Consider the following 14,915-nt stretch of genomic DNA (forward strand, 5'->3'; position numbering starts at 1 on the left):
TACTAATTACCCAAACGCTTTATCGTGTGCTGTGTGTCTCGCAAGTGAGTCACACAGCACGAACCAAAAAAGCAGAATACGTACGAAAAGAGAAGCGACAGAGCTCGGGACTTGGTCCTCCGAAGAGAGGAAAGCCCCCGAGTGAAGTAGCACAGGAAGTGACGATACAGTAAGTAGACTATCTCGTGAGATAAGCTACGAGCTCGGAAGAAAAGAGAGAGTCACTCCACGGACGGTACGCATATAGAGCGCAATAGACACGGAAAGATACGTGAAGAGAGACATCAGGCAAATCGAGAAGACGAAGGACAAAGACTTTCGATCAGCCAGACAGAAGATCCGATAGAAGATAGTACTCTCGGTCCGATCACTAGAGTGATAACGCCCACAGCCGAAGACAAATCGGTGAGTGGATCTACTTTTGCCGACATGTTTTTATAGCTATAAACAGGTGGTTATAGCACCGGGGATCCACCTCTAACCATTCCGAACAGAGCAGTTAAGCCCGGTCACGCCGATGGTACTATTACGATGGGAGAGTAGGTAGCCGCCACTTATCGAGAGACGCATAGGAGCAACCCTCCTGTGCGTCTCTTTTTTTGTCTTCCGCTCCAACTTTTGGAGTCGATATTTTGGAGCTTGCATACGGGAATCAGCTATAGGCTGACCAATATTTTGGTACATTTGTAGGAATAGACAACAGACCTTAGGAATAATCATGATCAGAAAAATCTACTCCATACTTTTTGTCATGCTGCTCCTAGCGAGCTGCAGTGCGACAGCGCAAGTCCGGACCGAACGGTACAATGCCGCTTCGATGCCGGACAACAGCATCGTCTACATGTTGCCGGCCACCAAACTCTATGCAGTGGTGACAATTGTAGAGGAGGAGGAGATCCCGGGAGAGTTTGCCCTATATGCCAAACGCTATCTCGGAGTCGATGAAGCGATCCTGAAGCCTCGTCATACCTACCGCATCGATCAGGTGACACTGGGAAGCTATGGGGTGCCGGATGAGAGGCGACGCTTCTCGGTCCGCTTTAGGCGAAACAACAGTGCTACCTACATGACCCTCACCCCCGAGGGGTTGCTGGCGAGCATCAATAAAAAGGTGGAGACTGTGCCGGCGCTCCCAACTGACCAAAAAGGCACTCCGGACAAGGAATCCGGGTTTTTGTCTCTGAGTAGCATGCCTCAGGCATTTATCCAAGCGACCTCTACCGCCAAAAAGGCTGAGATTGCCGCACAGGAGATCTATCGCCTGCGTGACAGTCGGACCGCCATCATCAGCGGAGAGAGTGACCAACCATTTCCCGACGGGGAGGCTATGAAGGTGGCCATCGGTGGACTGGACCGGGCGGAGCAGAGCTTACTGGAACGCTTTTTGGGAAAAAAGATACAGACGAGGCACCGGTATGTTGTCACTGACCTTGATCCGGCCGGTGAGGGTGAGCAGGTGGCTTTTCGCTTTTCGGAGCGTATGGGGCTTTTGGCTCAGGATGACCTGAGGGGGGCTCCGGTCTACTTGCGGATCAAGGTTACCGATGCGGCCACACCGCTGACCGAACAGGAGCAGGGTAAAAAGGAGCGTGCCCTCACCAAGGGGGTTGTCTATGCGGTGCCCGGTCAGGTCCTTGCAGAGGTTTTGTATGAGCATGCCACGCTGGCCAAAAAGGCCTTTCCGGTGGCGCAACTGGGTACGCTCGAAGTCCTCGATCCGGTTCTTTTTGCGACAAAAGGGGTGCTGACAGCAGTTACACTCGATACAACGACCGGGGGTCTAACCAATGTAGAGGCTATACAATGAGGGCCGTTGCCGGATTGACCTCAGAGGCAAAAGTGCCGGCGGAAGAGCGGGAAGAGCTAACCCCTCTGGCGCAAAAAGTAATAAACGGCTATAGCTATGGTGAGGTGGATGAACTACTGGAGACGGTGGAGCAGACGCCACGGACGGAGCTGTACCGATCGTGCAACCAGATCACGAGTCGCTTGATGGGTGATGGCTTTGACACCTGCTCGATCATTGATATCAAGAGTGGTCGCTGTACCGAAGACTGTAAGTGGTGTGCCCAAAGCGGACACTTTAGGACAGGATGCGCCAACCACGATATCCTCCCTACCTGTGTCGCCAAGGCGCAGGCACGACACAACTATCGCAAGGGGATCAAGCGATTTAGTCTCGTAGCCAGTGGCAAGCGACCAACAGACCGTGAGGTGGACCGCTATGTGGAGATCCTGACCCAAACGGCAGAGGAGTCTCAGGGGTTGCAGCTCTGTGCTTCGCTCGGCTTGGCCTATGAGGAGCAGTTGCGACGGCTCTACGAGGCAGGTTGTACCACGTACCACTGCAATATGGAGAGTGCACCGTCGTTTTTTGGAACACTGGTCGGCACCCACACGCAGCAACAGAAAGAGGAGACACTGAGAGCCGCCCAAAAAGTGGGAATGAAACTCTGTAGCGGAGGGATTATAGGCATGGGGGAGAGCCGTCGGCAGAGGGTGGAGTTTGCCCTGTATCTAGCCAGCATGCAGATCCACAGTATTCCGATCAACGTCCTGCACCCCATCCCGGGCACGGCACTGGGCAATCGAGAGCCGATGGCGGCGGATGAGGTGCTCCTGAGTATCTGTATCTTTAGGCTCGCCAACCCTATGGCTTTTTTGAGATTCAGTGGAGGACGGGCACTACTGGATCGTGAGACTCAACGGCTGGCACTGTATATCGGCATCAATGCCGCCATTACGGGCGATCTGCTGACAACCAAAGCCTCGGTGACAGAGCAGGATATGGCGCTATTTGCCGAAATGGGATACGACACAAAGAAAGAGACAACCTGGGAATGATGACGACAGACGAACTCCTCCGGTGGGATCGTGAACACCTATGGCACCCCTACACCTCTACCGTGGATCCTCTACCGGTCTATCCGGTAAAGCGAGCAGAGGGGTGTGTCATCACGCTGGAGGATGGACGGGAACTCATAGATGGTATGAGCTCCTGGTGGGCTGCAATACATGGGTACAACCACCCGGTACTCACTCGTGCTCTCCAAGCGCAAGCCGAGGAGCTGGCGCATGTGATGTTTGGCGGACTGACCCACCGTCCCGCTGTGGAGCTGGGCAAACTCTTGGTGGAGTCCATCCTGCCGGATGGTATCGACCAACTCTTTTACTCTGACAGTGGATCGGTCGCTGTGGAGGTGGCTCTGAAGATGGCGATACAGTACCATATCTCCCGAGGCGAAACCCGTCGCCAACACTTTGCCACCATACGTAGCGGGTATCATGGAGATACTTGGCATGCAATGTCCGTATGCGACCCGGTGACCGGAATGCATGGGATTTTTGGACAGACATTGCCGGTACAATACTTCGTCCCCCAACCCCGCTCGAGATTTCGTGGTGAGTGGGACGAGTGTGACCTGGAGCCCATGAGGCAATTGCTGGAGCAAAAGGGTGACGAACTGGCCGGGATCATCGTGGAGCCCATCGTTCAGGGGGCAGGGGGAATGTACTTTTACCACCCCGCCTATCTGGAGGGACTGAGACACTTGGCTGATCAATACGGTCTTCTGCTACTTTTTGACGAGATCGCGACAGGATTCGGCCGTACGGGCGAGCTACTGGCCACCTACCATACCACGATCCGCCCCGATATCATCTGTCTCGGCAAATCACTCACCGGTGGATACATGACCTTTGCCGTCACCGCCACTACCAAGAAGATCGCAGATACCATCTGTAGCGGAGAGGCGGAATGCTTCATGCACGGGCCGACCTTCATGGGCAACCCCTTGGCTTGTGCTGTGAGCAAGGCATCGGTCAACCTCCTGCTGAGCCAAGACTGGAAGGGTAGGGTAGGCAGGATCGAGTGCCAATTGGCAGAAGGATTGGCCCCTCTCTCAGAGCTAAAAAGTGTCTCCGAGGTGCGCTGTCTCGGTGCGATAGGCGTCGTGGAGATGCAGGAACCGGTAGATATGGCTGAGCTGATACCGCAGTTTGTGAGACAGGGAATATGGGTGCGCCCATTTGGCAAACTGGTCTATCTTGAGCCACAGTTCATGGCCATCACTGACGAACAACTCCAAAAACTCATCTCCGGACTCCGAAATGTCCTTTGGCACTATGAGCGGATACACTGAGCGACTCAATACACTTCGACAGGCGGGTGTCCGCCGGACCCTCCCCGCTCTCACACTGCGTGGAAAGTACGTTTTGCTTGATGGTAGGCCCCTACTCAACCTCAATAGCAACGACTACCTCGGACTACTCGACTGCCCCGATCTCCGGGCGGATTTTCTCAGCCAAGCAGGTGCCAAGTACCCTCTCAGTAGTGCCTCCTCCCGCTTGCTCACTGGCAATGACCTGGCATATCGAGAGTTTGAGCAGTGGCTCTGTGAGGTTTACCGGTGCCCCTCTGCCCTTGTCTGGGATAGCGGGTTTCATGCCAATAGCGGTATCATCCCGGTGTTGGCGATAGAGCGCACTATGATCATTGCGGACCGCTTGGTGCATGCGAGCATCGTGGAGGGAATACGTCTGTCCGGAGTGCCCTTCACACGCTATCGGCACAACGATATGGCCGATCTGGAGCAGATTATCCGCAAAAATAGAGACAAGTACGACCGCCTATGGGTCGTCACAGAAGGAGTCTTCAGTATGGATGGAGATCGCGCACCACTCTTGGAGCTTGTTGCCCTCAAAGATCGCTACCCCGGTCTCCTTCTCTATGTCGATGAGGCACACAGTGTGGGAATTTTTGGTGGTGGATTGGGCCTGTCGGCAGAGCTCGGTGTGACGCACAAGATAGACCTGCTCGTGGGCACACTGGGCAAGGCACTTGGCTCTGTGGGTGCCTTTAGTCTACAGTCCGAGACCCTGCGTGATCTTTTTATCTCCTCTGCACGGCCATTCATTTACTCCACCGCTCTTCCGCCTCTCAATGTTGCATGGAGTCACTACCTCTTTCGGCAGGTGCTTGGCATGGAGGAGCGAAGAGCCCACCTCCGACACCTAATCTCCCTTTTTTCCGACCTACTGGATCTCCCCATGTCCAGCCCTATCCTCGGACTAATCCTCCCCGAGACACTGACAGAGGCGGTAGAGGACCTACTGGCTCAGGGCTATTACGTCCGTCCCATCCGCAAGCCCACTGTTCCGGCCGGCACCGAGCGGATCCGGCTGAGCCTCACTGCGGCACTGACCGAAGCAGAAGTCACCCACCTGGCACACCTACTGCGACGATGGAAATAGACTACCATATCCAGCCTAGGAGCGATACCCTGTTGCTCTTTTTCTCCGGTTGGGGTACTACGCCGGAGGTTGTGCGCCACCTAGCGATACCGTCCGGGTGGGATTACGTCACGGCATACGACTACCGCACACTCCCCGAGACCCTCAGCATCCGATCCGGCTACCGAGCTATCCACTTGGTGGCCTGGAGCATGGGCGTGTGGGCAGCTGATTGCCTGTCGGCGCTCCTCCCGCCACTCACCACAGCGGTAGCCATCAATGGCACTCCCCAGCCCATGCACGACGAGTACGGCATCCCTCGGCAGATCTTTCACGACACTTTGGCCACTCTCACGGACGAAAATCGGAGCCGATTCGACCGACGGATGTGTGGCGGTAAAAAGCTCCTATCGGTCTACGAGAGCTTTAGCGCACGTAGCACCGACGACCTTCGCGATGAGCTCCGCAGTACCTACGACCGTGTCTCCCCTATCATTCACTACCAAGCCCCACAGCTGGCCTGGACCAAGGCACTCATCAGCGAAAAAGACCTCATCATGCCCCCTCAAAACCAGCTTCGCTACTGGCAAAAAGTGGGCATTTCCACCCACATCATCCCCAATATCGGGCACTATCCTCTCTACAACTACACATCATGGCTGGATCTACTCCACTGATCGACAAAACCCTCCTTCGGCACAGGTTTGGTGCGGCCGCTGAGAGCTACGACGATACTGCTGTAGTCCAAGCAGAGGTCGCCGATCGACTGGTGGCACTGCTTCCACCTACAGTGGCACCCGAGCGCGTCCTGGAGATTGGGTGTGGCACCGGACTACTTAGCTACCGCCTCACTCAGAGACTTTCGGGAGCTACATTCGTATTCAACGATATTGCGCCAGAGGTCGAGCGTATCCTTCGACTCAAGGTAGGTATCCGCCACACCTTCATCACGGCCGATGCCGAGCATTCCGCCTGGGACGGCACCTACGGACTCATTGCCAGCAGCTCTTGTATTCAGTGGTGGCACGACCCCCTCTCCTTTTTCCCAAAAAGCCACCGCGCACTCCTACCACACGGGCATATCCTGTACAGCACATTCCTCCCCGACACCTTTTGCGAGCTACGACGCACCACGGGAGCCGGACTCCTTTACCCCACAGCCGATCAGATCCTGGAGACCATACACGGGCTACACTTTGCCGAACATCGCCACGAGATATACAGCTCCACGCTACATTTCCGTACATTCACTGAGCTACTCAGGCATATCAAGCAGACCGGCACCAATGCCATGCCCGCACACACAGTATGGACTCCACGCATGATCGCCCACCTCGACCACACCTTCCGAGAGGCCAACGACCTACCACTCGGAGCACCCTATCCACTCACCTACAACACGATCATAGGCATAGCGACAAAATGATACAGACCCTACTTTCCAAAAACTGCTACTTCGTCACCGGCATAGACACCGACGCCGGCAAAACCTGTGTTACCGGATACCTATCCCGCCTACTCCTCCAAGAGGGGGTCAATGTCATCACCCAAAAATTGATCCAGACAGGAGACTCCGGAATATCCGAGGACATCCGTCTGCACCGGCAGATAGAGGGGCGACCACTGCAGGCACCCGACCTCGACCACACCACCTGCCCACTCATCTATAGTTACCCCTGCTCGCCACACATGGCCCTGTCGATAGATGGGAAAAAACCACAGTACGACCTAGCCACCCAGAGCACCCAAGCACTCCTCGCCAAATACGACAAAGTCCTCATCGAAGGTGCAGGAGGACTCATGGTACCCCTCACCCAAGACTACCTCACCATCGACTACATACAGAGCCAACGGCTACCGGTCATACTCGTCACCACGGCCAAACTTGGTAGCATCAACCACACGCTCCTCAACCTCGAAGTCTTGCAAAATAGGGAGATCCCCGTCGCACTAGTCGTCTACAATACCGGAATCCAAACCGATCCCCGCATAACCGCCGACACTCAGGACTACCTACAGCGACACATATCCGTGCCCCTGATCACCTGTCCCACTCTAGACCTCCACTGACTGCGCCTTCGCCCTTGCCCAAAATATGCAACAGCCCACCCTCACCGTCATCACCGTCTGCCGAAATGCCTATATCCAGCTACGGCGCACCATAGAGTCCGTCGTCGCACAGACCTACCCGCATATAGAGTACATCATCATCGACGGAGCTTCCACGGACGACACTCCCACACTTCTAAAAGAGTGGGCTCCCAGCATCCACCAAGCAATCAGCGAACCCGACCGAGGCATATACGATGCCATGAACAAAGGAATAGGCCTGGCGACCGGTACCTACCTCTGCTTCCTAAACGCCGGAGACACTTTCCCCTCCTCCACCACTGTTGCCAACGCACTCGCGCCCATTGATGGACACCGACTTCCCGGAGTCATTTACGGACAGACCAATATCGTAGACGCCGATGGCCAATACCTACACCCCAGACACCACACCGCACCCAAGATTCTCACCTACGACAGCTTCGCACAAGGGATGCTCGTCTGCCACCAATCCTTTTATGCCCGAAAAGACCTAGTGCCACTCTACGACACACGCTACAAGTACAGTGCCGACTACGACTGGTGCCTAAAGATCCTAAAAGCATCCACCGACAACCACTATACCGGCATCCCCCTCACCAACTACCTGTCTGAAGGGGTCACCACCCGGAATCGCCTACCATCACTCTGCGAACGCTTGCAGATCATGATCCGGCACTACGGACTCCTACCCGCCATCAGTTTCCACCTAAAGATTGCATTCAAGCGAATCCTCCACTCCGACCGGAGTTAGGTTGCACCGATCCGGGGAAAATACCGGCCCCCATCCATATTCCTACCTTTGAGACGACCCAGCCCAGGGTCGTCTTTTTTTGTTTGGATCCTGCCAACCCCGGCTCTTTGCGCTTCGTGCCACGCTCCAAAAGTGGATGCAAAACGGCTCACCGCCATCTCCTCTTCCCTGTCGCACCTCCGGCGAATAAGGGTGTTTCCCTCCTGTGCTTCAATATGGCACACCACGGAGTGTATCTTCGCAATGTGCTCAGCCAAGTCCCGTCTTTCATCACATGGGGGCCAAGGATTTGGAGGAGACTCGCCTCCGGAGGATCGCCTCCTCCGACGGTGTAGTCTCGACACGACAGACAAAAGCAGCCCACGCCTGTCACATTGCAGTTGTTTGTTTTGGTAAAAAGTTGTAAACGGCAACGCAGTAGGAGTTTTTCTCTTATCTGTCTTATCAAACATACGAAGCGATTGTGCTTATCTCGAAGTCGGGAACGTAGGAAATTCAAGACTTTTTCAGAGAGAGAGCATAGTGGTTTCCACGCGAATGGCGTGGGCTGCTATCTACGTGTCTCTGAATCAAGGTATCCTACGACCTCCGACTTGGGACGTGGCTGGCAGTGCCACGCTTCTTTTGTTCGGTGACAGAGGTAACTGCATAGATGTCAAAACGTAGGATATTGGCTCTCCCTACAAGCAATGAGAGCCAAATAAAAAAATCAAAAACATGTACGCAACTAAGTTGTCAGCAAACATTGAGGCTCTAAAAGCGAGTCGTCAGCCTCTGCCAAAAGCACTTTTTCTGAACCCGATCCCCAATGATGTTATCCGGCACCAAGAAAAACGGTTGGGGATAATCCTTCGCCCGGACGAGACTCCTCTCCTTGCGGTCAATAAAAAGATCCTAGGTGCAGTGGGTGGTTATGCTTGGTCCGGGATCTTGATTACGGACAAGGCCCTCTACTACAAGCTCACCAAGGACTCTTTTCTGAGTGGGCTGGTCGCCATGTCCGTCAAAGGTTGCATCCCGATGAATCAAATCACCTCATTGCAGATCGGAGATCACGATGCTTGCTTTGGGACAGCGTATGTAGGCCATCAGTTTGTCGTGAATGGCAACGTTCTGGGACTGCTGAGGATGGGCGGTTCGATCGAGTTTGATGAGACGCTAATAGACCTCCTCAGAGGACTGTTTGGGGATGACAATAAATCCTATGCTTGGGGAAATTAAGGAACACTAAATAGTGATAAAGCCTGTATGAGACAAAAACTCCTCATCCTACCTCTGCTACTTCTTGTAGGACTATTCACCGGCTGCGACACAGAGGATCCGACGCAGGACGACTTCGTCAAAGATTACGTCAAACTCCATGTCGTATACTACGAGATGCTCAAAGGGGAGGCCGTATTCGCCTTTTGGAATATAGACCTAGACTGTTCCACTTACATTCAGAATGCCATCGATGAATTTGATGGGTCTATCAAGAAGGCCTTTTACACAGGCAATGGCATCACCGACAGCTCCCCTGAAAAAGCGATGGTGGATATGCTGATCAAGGCGGTCAAAAGCCAAAAGATAAATCTCGTGATAACCGAAGATGATCGTCCGAACTCATGTAAGATAAAAGACACCGAGAGTGATCTGTCCTTTTTGGTCACTTACTCAGGTGGTTCGATGTATATAAGCGAGATAAATAATTAAGTAAGCTATGAAACAGTACTACATTATCATCAATGATCAGAAAGCCGGGCCCTACGACTTGGAAGAGCTTACTGCTCAGCAAATCACCCCTCAGACTATGGTGTGGACCGAGGGAATGGTACAGTGGCTACCCGCCCGGGAAGTAGAGGAGGTGCGGCCGTATCTATCACCGGAGACACCTAAAAGCTGGCCCCCACACCAACCTCAGACCGTGGTACAGGTGGCGGCTGCCCCCTCCGCCTTCACCAGCCCCAGCAGGCCGTCGGAGCAACCACCCAGCTACTTGGTATGGAGTATCCTGGCCACTCTCTTCTGCTGTCTCATAGGAGGTATCGTAGCGATCATATACTCGTCACAGGTGGGGTCACGCTATTCGCGAGGCGACTATGACGGGGCCAATCGAGCCAGCCGCAGTGCTCTCGGATGGATTATAGGATCTGCCATTTGCGGTGCATTGGGGTGGGGGCTCTACCTCATACTGCTGCCACTCGGGCTTTTGTAGACGCTGAGGCCAATAAACTGTTTACGATTTACGACTGATCCGGATGGAGCAACCCGATTTTACCAATATGGAAGACCTCAATAGTTATGAGCATCAGGCCCCACTAGACAGTGGCGAGTCCCCCTCTGAGGACTGTGTCACTTCCGGTGGTACACCACCGCCTCCACCTCCACCTCCACCACTGCAGCATACTCCTCCACAGGGGAGGCCGGTGACAGAGCCCTCCCGCAGGACACTCAAGTATCTCCTGCTTGGTGGAGTAGCATTCATTGTTTTGGTCGCTGCCGGAATCTTGGCGTGGTACTTTGTCTCGAATGCGAGGATACTGAAAAAAAGCATCATGGACCCCTTGACTACAAAGGAGCTACAGACTGCCGAAAAAAAAGATCCGCGACTTTCCGACCACATCGACTTCGTCTACCAGGCACAAAATGCCTGTGTCGGAACACCAAAAGAGGATACCTATCGCCCCATCACCTATGAGAGACTGCTAGACTTCCTGAGTATAGATGAGCAGAAAGTCGAAGTCGATGCACAATCGGCCTATGACTCGTATTGCAAACAGTACGATGCAAAAGTCAACCAGCTGGTGGATAAGTGGAGCGACTACATCCAAAATCATGACCCAAGTCGCTATTTGAGCCTTAGCTTCAACCTTAGGTATATGACCTCGGGTGAGGGCTCCTCTGCGAGGTATTATCCCGGCTTTTGGGTGGATATCACCTATCCTCGTGGGGAGATCGCTGATTGTGTGGTGGCGTTTGCTTTGGCGAACAAGGAAAACGGCAACATCTTGGATGGCTCAAACGCAGTAGTTTCGCTCAATGACTTGAAAACGTACACCAAGTCAGCAGATTACCGCTACAATATCACCAGATCCGAGCCAACTTTTTACGACGAGTATCGGTATGTGTATGAGGTCAGGAGTGTGACGTTGAAGGACGGCTCGTACTTCTCCCTGGCGTATAGGGACAAAGTACCTCGCGAGATACTCCAGTATCTCCAGCAGCCATGCGCTGAGTACAAAGGTTACGTCATCAGCGAACTCATAGATCCGGACTTTGAAGATGAGGATCTCTTTTTCTCCAACTATCGTTGGAAATTTTACAATGAGAGAGACTCGCTTTGCAATGCTCTGCTTCATGAGTTTACAGAGTAGCATCGACCACGTTCCCGCCAAAGGACGTGAGAGATGAATCCGGAAAAGGTCAGGGTAGATCCAAGAGTGATCTATCCTGACCTTTTTTAGTTTGCTTAGGGTCGGTTTTTTTGCGACCCAAAAATACCCCTTTGGGGAGTCTTGATAATCAGGTACTTATAAGTGGTCTAGAGTTTCACGGATAGAAGCGAACTTTTTTACGGATAGAAGCAAAACTTTTTACGGATAGAAGCGATCGCTTAGACGGACAGAAGAAAAAAATAGGCTGTCCGAGGGCGATCGCTTTTGTTGCTTTAGGAGCTCGGATTTGGTCACGAGGCCCAGGTGTTTTTCCGAACCGACCATCCCGCTTTCCGGCAATGGCACAGAGGATAAGCGCAAGAGGAGCCCTTTTGTAAAAAAATACCTAAATGATGGTATTGACCAAAAAGTGGAGCCTATTTACCTTTGCAATTCAATGGAGAACGATTGTAACATTTCAGATTAAATATAAGAAGATATGAGAACTTCCAAAACCATTCTAGCCCTAGTGATCGCTTCAGCGGCACTGCTCACGTCCTGTAAATCCGGCAACAATGTGCCGGAAAACAAAAAGTCCACAGAGATCAAAAAAGTGGAGTACCTCGATGCCACCTCCTGGGCAGACTGGGTCTACTTTTCGCTCAAGGACAACAAGGTGGTGAAGACGACCACACCGGAGAAGGACAAGAGCTGGGACATCGCTTTTCGTCGTGAGTGCATGGCGGTGAACGCTCCTGAGCACTACAGCGGTCTGGGCGGCATCGTTCGGACTACATCGACGAACTTCGGTGCCAAGGTACAGGTGTCCAACCTGAAATTCGTCCAAAACAGCCCCAAAGTACTTGCCACTGTGAGTCCGATGGCAGGCGGTGGCAACAAGACCGCCACGATGTATGTTGCGCAAGACCTCGTGAAGAAGATGGTCAAGAAAGAAGGCAAGGAGGTGGAGGTGTCCATCAACCGGATTGCCTGCTACGACCTAGATATGTCCAAGATGATGACTGGTGGTGCAAGCGCGATGTACACGCCTGTGAAAGATATCTATGTCGTTCGCTCAGCTGATGGCAAGCACGTGTATCGCCTACAGTTCACCGGTTCGGTCAATGCACAAGGCCAAAAGGGTGGCACACTGAGCTTCCGCTACCAAGAGCTCTGATAAGTTGATCGGATAGCACTGCACAAAAAACCGGTGGGTAGACACCTCCGAGAGGATTTTTTCGGCAGGTGTCTACTCACTTTTGGCAAAATAGACCCCGGAAAAAATAGATACCAGACCATGAATAAGCTGATCCCGAGTATTGTCCTCTGCATCTACCTACTTCTCGGTACATCCGCCCTTGCCCAAAAGGTGATCAGGGGGCGTGTCGTCGACCAAGCAAGTAAGGGTATCCCCTGCGTGACGGTCTCCATCCGCCACTCCGGCAAACTGGCGCAGAGAGTGCAGACCGACCAAGCGGGCTACTACTCCTACCGGATACGTGTGGCACCGGATGGCGGAAAGTACGAGGCTACCTTTTCGCACCTCTCCTATGAGACCGAGTCGCTCGTACTGGATCTTGCCCGCGAGGAGCAACAGACAGTGCGCCTATGGCCCCGTGCCACGGAGCTGGATGAGTATGTCGTCACGGCCACACGTAGCCGCTGCAAGCTCGAGCAACTCCCGCTCCCCGTCTCGGTCATCGACCGGGCGGACCTCAAGCGTATCGCACCCCAAAACACCAAGGATGTGATGCTCTACTCGATCCCCGGGGTGGAGTTTAGTTCGCACGGTGGTATCACACACGTCAAGATACAAGGGCTCTCGGCCGACTACTATGCCTTCTTGATCGATGGAGAGGAGATCGCCGGGATGAAGGACGGTAGCCCGGACTTTTTGCGCCTCAGCCCGGAGAATATCGAGCGGGTGGAGATCATCCGCGGTGCGGGCTCAGCACTCTACGGCTCGGGTGCCATCGGCGGGGTGGTCAATATCATCACCAAGCAGGCCAAGTCGCCTCTCACGCTCTCCCTCTGTGGGGGCTGGTCGATGCCCAAGGTGTGGGATGGCTACGGTGACCTCAGTATCAAGCGCAAGCAGTGGAGCAACACCACGACCCTCTCTCTCGGCAAGGAGGGGGACTACAACATCACGCGGCGAGATGGAGAGAGCTACATACCGGTGCCACGCAACGATGTCTATCGGCTCTCCAACCGGTTTGGGTGGCAACCCACCGACCGTCTCTCCCTCAAGGTCGACCTGGGGGGCATGAGCCGCAAGCAAGAGCGCTCCGAGTACCAAAATGATGTGTACGACGCCTACAATGGCCGACTCACCGGCATGTGGGACGTGGACGACCGTAGCAACCTCGCACTCTCCTACAATGCCGACTACTCCTCCAGAGAGCGCCATTACCCCAAGTCCCCAGGAGACCGCACACTGCTGCACAGCAATTTCAAGCACATTCTACGTGCGCACTACAATATCAACTTTGGTGACAAGAGCTCGCTAGCCACAGGGCTTGAGGGACACCAGGAGCTACTACTGTCCGACCAGATCTCCGGAGCTGCGGCACGCAAGAGTATCCTCTGTGGCGTCCTCTATGGGCAGTACCTGAGAGAGTTGGGCGCAGGACTCGAACTCATGGCCGGCCTACGGGCCGATCTCCACGGACGCTACGGGCTCAACCTCTCCCCAAAGGTCACCCTTGCCTACAACAAGGGCGGACTCAGCCTGCGAGCCGGGTATGCCAGGGCCTTCAAGTCACCGACGCTGATGGAGCTCTACTTCGACTGGAGCCACCAAGGGATGTTTCATATCTATGGCAACCCCAATCTCAAGCCGGAGATTGCCAACCAGATGATCCTCGGAGCCAACTACCGATCCGGCAAGCTGGTCCTCTCCACAGGGACGACCTATACGCTCTTCAAGAACCAGATAACCATGCAGGCCGATGCCAAGCAGGATCAGCGGTACGTCAATATCGCCGGCCGATCCCGTATGTTCAATGCCGACCTGACAGCGGAGTGGTTCGTGATCAACGGCCTCTCCCTCAAGACAATGTACAGCTACACACGTGCGCCCAAGACGATCACCCACCTCGACAAGAAGTACGACATCAACGCCGCCCGACCACACAACCTCCTGATGCAGGTCAATGGCTTTTACCACACAGGCGACTGGGCCTTTAGCACCAGCCTGATCGGCCAATACCTATCTGCGGTCAGCTACTACACTCTGGACACCGACAGCAAGGGGGATCTGGACGACACCAAGCCTCTCGTCCGTCAGGACGTGGAGGGCTACCCGCTCCTGAGACTGACTGCCACGACCGAGTACAAGAGCAGATACTACGTGACCCTTGGAGCCAACAACCTGCTCAACTTTAGGCCGGCCAACCTGACCTATCAGACCGCCTCGCTAAGCCCCGGTGCCGTGTTTTTTGTGCGGCTCGGTGTACGCCTCTTTTGAGAAAAAATAGCACTCCTAT

Annotated in this window: 14 protein-coding genes and 1 rRNA gene; all 15 read left to right on the plus strand. The window is 54.0% G+C overall.

The window, feature by feature from the left end; translation table 11 throughout:
• Positions 1 to 447: 447 nt before the first annotated feature.
• The 15 genes from rrf to AC1EK1_RS07295 all read left to right on the plus strand — a co-directional run bounded on the left by rrf (position 448) and on the right by AC1EK1_RS07295 (position 14,896).
• A 5S ribosomal RNA gene (gene rrf, locus AC1EK1_RS07225) occupies positions 448 to 556 on the plus strand.
• Between the two features lie 162 nt (positions 557 to 718).
• A complete protein-coding gene (locus AC1EK1_RS07230; RefSeq protein ID WP_480306445.1) occupies positions 719 to 1,807 on the plus strand; it encodes a DUF4831 family protein in 1,089 nt (362 codons plus the stop codon).
• Positions 1,804 to 2,844, plus strand: coding sequence for a biotin synthase BioB (bioB, locus tag AC1EK1_RS07235; RefSeq protein WP_480306446.1), 1,041 nt, complete (start codon positions 1,804 to 1,806; stop codon positions 2,842 to 2,844). The genes AC1EK1_RS07230 and bioB overlap by 4 nt, the downstream gene beginning before the upstream one ends.
• Entirely contained in the window at positions 2,844 to 4,142 is a 1,299-nt protein-coding gene (gene bioA / locus AC1EK1_RS07240) for an adenosylmethionine--8-amino-7-oxononanoate transaminase (RefSeq protein ID WP_480306594.1), read from the plus strand. The genes bioB and bioA overlap by 1 nt, the downstream gene beginning before the upstream one ends.
• The gene (locus AC1EK1_RS07245; RefSeq protein ID WP_480306447.1) at positions 4,126 to 5,253 is read left to right on the plus strand and encodes an aminotransferase class I/II-fold pyridoxal phosphate-dependent enzyme; all 1,128 of its coding nucleotides are present in this window, start codon (positions 4,126 to 4,128) and stop codon (positions 5,251 to 5,253) included. The genes bioA and AC1EK1_RS07245 overlap by 17 nt, the downstream gene beginning before the upstream one ends.
• Positions 5,244 to 5,909, plus strand: a complete 666-nt coding sequence (locus AC1EK1_RS07250) for a DUF452 family protein (protein ID WP_480306448.1) — start codon at positions 5,244 to 5,246, stop codon at positions 5,907 to 5,909. The genes AC1EK1_RS07245 and AC1EK1_RS07250 overlap by 10 nt, the downstream gene beginning before the upstream one ends.
• The gene (locus AC1EK1_RS07255; RefSeq protein ID WP_480306449.1) at positions 5,888 to 6,658 is read left to right on the plus strand and encodes a methyltransferase domain-containing protein; all 771 of its coding nucleotides are present in this window, start codon (positions 5,888 to 5,890) and stop codon (positions 6,656 to 6,658) included. The genes AC1EK1_RS07250 and AC1EK1_RS07255 overlap by 22 nt, the downstream gene beginning before the upstream one ends.
• Positions 6,655 to 7,302 carry a dethiobiotin synthase gene (bioD, locus tag AC1EK1_RS07260; protein ID WP_480306451.1) on the plus strand — a complete coding sequence of 216 codons (648 nt, stop codon included), beginning with the start codon at positions 6,655 to 6,657 and terminating at the stop codon, positions 7,300 to 7,302. The genes AC1EK1_RS07255 and bioD overlap by 4 nt, the downstream gene beginning before the upstream one ends.
• A gap of 25 nt (positions 7,303 to 7,327) precedes the next feature.
• The gene (locus AC1EK1_RS07265; protein ID WP_480306453.1) at positions 7,328 to 8,074 is read left to right on the plus strand and encodes a glycosyltransferase family 2 protein; all 747 of its coding nucleotides are present in this window, start codon (positions 7,328 to 7,330) and stop codon (positions 8,072 to 8,074) included.
• 717 nt (positions 8,075 to 8,791) lie between these two features.
• Positions 8,792 to 9,295 carry a hypothetical protein gene (locus AC1EK1_RS07270; RefSeq protein WP_480306455.1) on the plus strand — a complete coding sequence of 168 codons (504 nt, stop codon included), beginning with the start codon at positions 8,792 to 8,794 and terminating at the stop codon, positions 9,293 to 9,295.
• A gap of 27 nt (positions 9,296 to 9,322) precedes the next feature.
• Positions 9,323 to 9,766: a hypothetical protein gene (locus AC1EK1_RS07275; protein WP_480306457.1), complete on the plus strand. Its 444-nt coding sequence runs from the start codon at positions 9,323 to 9,325 to the stop codon at positions 9,764 to 9,766.
• Positions 9,767 to 9,773: 7 nt separating this feature from the next.
• A complete protein-coding gene (locus AC1EK1_RS07280; RefSeq protein WP_480306459.1) occupies positions 9,774 to 10,268 on the plus strand; it encodes a CD225/dispanin family protein in 495 nt (164 codons plus the stop codon).
• A gap of 67 nt (positions 10,269 to 10,335) precedes the next feature.
• Positions 10,336 to 11,427 (plus strand): hypothetical protein, encoded by a 1,092-nt coding sequence (locus AC1EK1_RS07285; protein ID WP_480309168.1) that lies wholly within the window; start codon positions 10,336 to 10,338, stop codon positions 11,425 to 11,427.
• 499 nt (positions 11,428 to 11,926) lie between these two features.
• Positions 11,927 to 12,604 carry an HmuY family protein gene (locus AC1EK1_RS07290; RefSeq protein WP_480306462.1) on the plus strand — a complete coding sequence of 226 codons (678 nt, stop codon included), beginning with the start codon at positions 11,927 to 11,929 and terminating at the stop codon, positions 12,602 to 12,604.
• Between the two features lie 120 nt (positions 12,605 to 12,724).
• Positions 12,725 to 14,896 (plus strand): TonB-dependent receptor, encoded by a 2,172-nt coding sequence (locus AC1EK1_RS07295; RefSeq protein WP_480306463.1) that lies wholly within the window; start codon positions 12,725 to 12,727, stop codon positions 14,894 to 14,896.
• Positions 14,897 to 14,915 lie beyond the last annotated feature (19 nt).

The organism is Porphyromonas sp. C0026D3, from assembly GCF_056590775.1.

Bases quoted from the DNA above. Each gene is read 5' to 3' on its own strand.
- AC1EK1_RS07295 (WP_480306463.1), top strand. From the start codon at position 12,725: ATGAATAAGCTGATCCCGAGTATTGTCCTCTGCATCTACCTACTTCTC.
- AC1EK1_RS07290 (WP_480306462.1), top strand. From the start codon at position 11,927: ATGAGAACTTCCAAAACCATTCTAGCCCTAGTGATCGCTTCAGCGGCA.
- AC1EK1_RS07265 (WP_480306453.1), top strand. From the start codon at position 7,328: ATGCAACAGCCCACCCTCACCGTCATCACCGTCTGCCGAAATGCCTAT.
- AC1EK1_RS07270 (WP_480306455.1), top strand. From the start codon at position 8,792: ATGTACGCAACTAAGTTGTCAGCAAACATTGAGGCTCTAAAAGCGAGT.
- AC1EK1_RS07230 (WP_480306445.1), top strand. From the start codon at position 719: ATGATCAGAAAAATCTACTCCATACTTTTTGTCATGCTGCTCCTAGCG.
- AC1EK1_RS07280 (WP_480306459.1), top strand. From the start codon at position 9,774: ATGAAACAGTACTACATTATCATCAATGATCAGAAAGCCGGGCCCTAC.
- AC1EK1_RS07245 (WP_480306447.1), top strand. From the start codon at position 4,126: ATGAGCGGATACACTGAGCGACTCAATACACTTCGACAGGCGGGTGTC.
- AC1EK1_RS07275 (WP_480306457.1), top strand. From the start codon at position 9,323: ATGAGACAAAAACTCCTCATCCTACCTCTGCTACTTCTTGTAGGACTA.
- bioD (WP_480306451.1), top strand. From the start codon at position 6,655: ATGATACAGACCCTACTTTCCAAAAACTGCTACTTCGTCACCGGCATA.
- bioA (WP_480306594.1), top strand. From the start codon at position 2,844: ATGACGACAGACGAACTCCTCCGGTGGGATCGTGAACACCTATGGCAC.
- AC1EK1_RS07255 (WP_480306449.1), top strand. From the start codon at position 5,888: ATGGCTGGATCTACTCCACTGATCGACAAAACCCTCCTTCGGCACAGG.
- AC1EK1_RS07250 (WP_480306448.1), top strand. From the start codon at position 5,244: ATGGAAATAGACTACCATATCCAGCCTAGGAGCGATACCCTGTTGCTC.
- bioB (WP_480306446.1), top strand. From the start codon at position 1,804: ATGAGGGCCGTTGCCGGATTGACCTCAGAGGCAAAAGTGCCGGCGGAA.
- AC1EK1_RS07285 (WP_480309168.1), top strand. From the start codon at position 10,336: ATGGAAGACCTCAATAGTTATGAGCATCAGGCCCCACTAGACAGTGGC.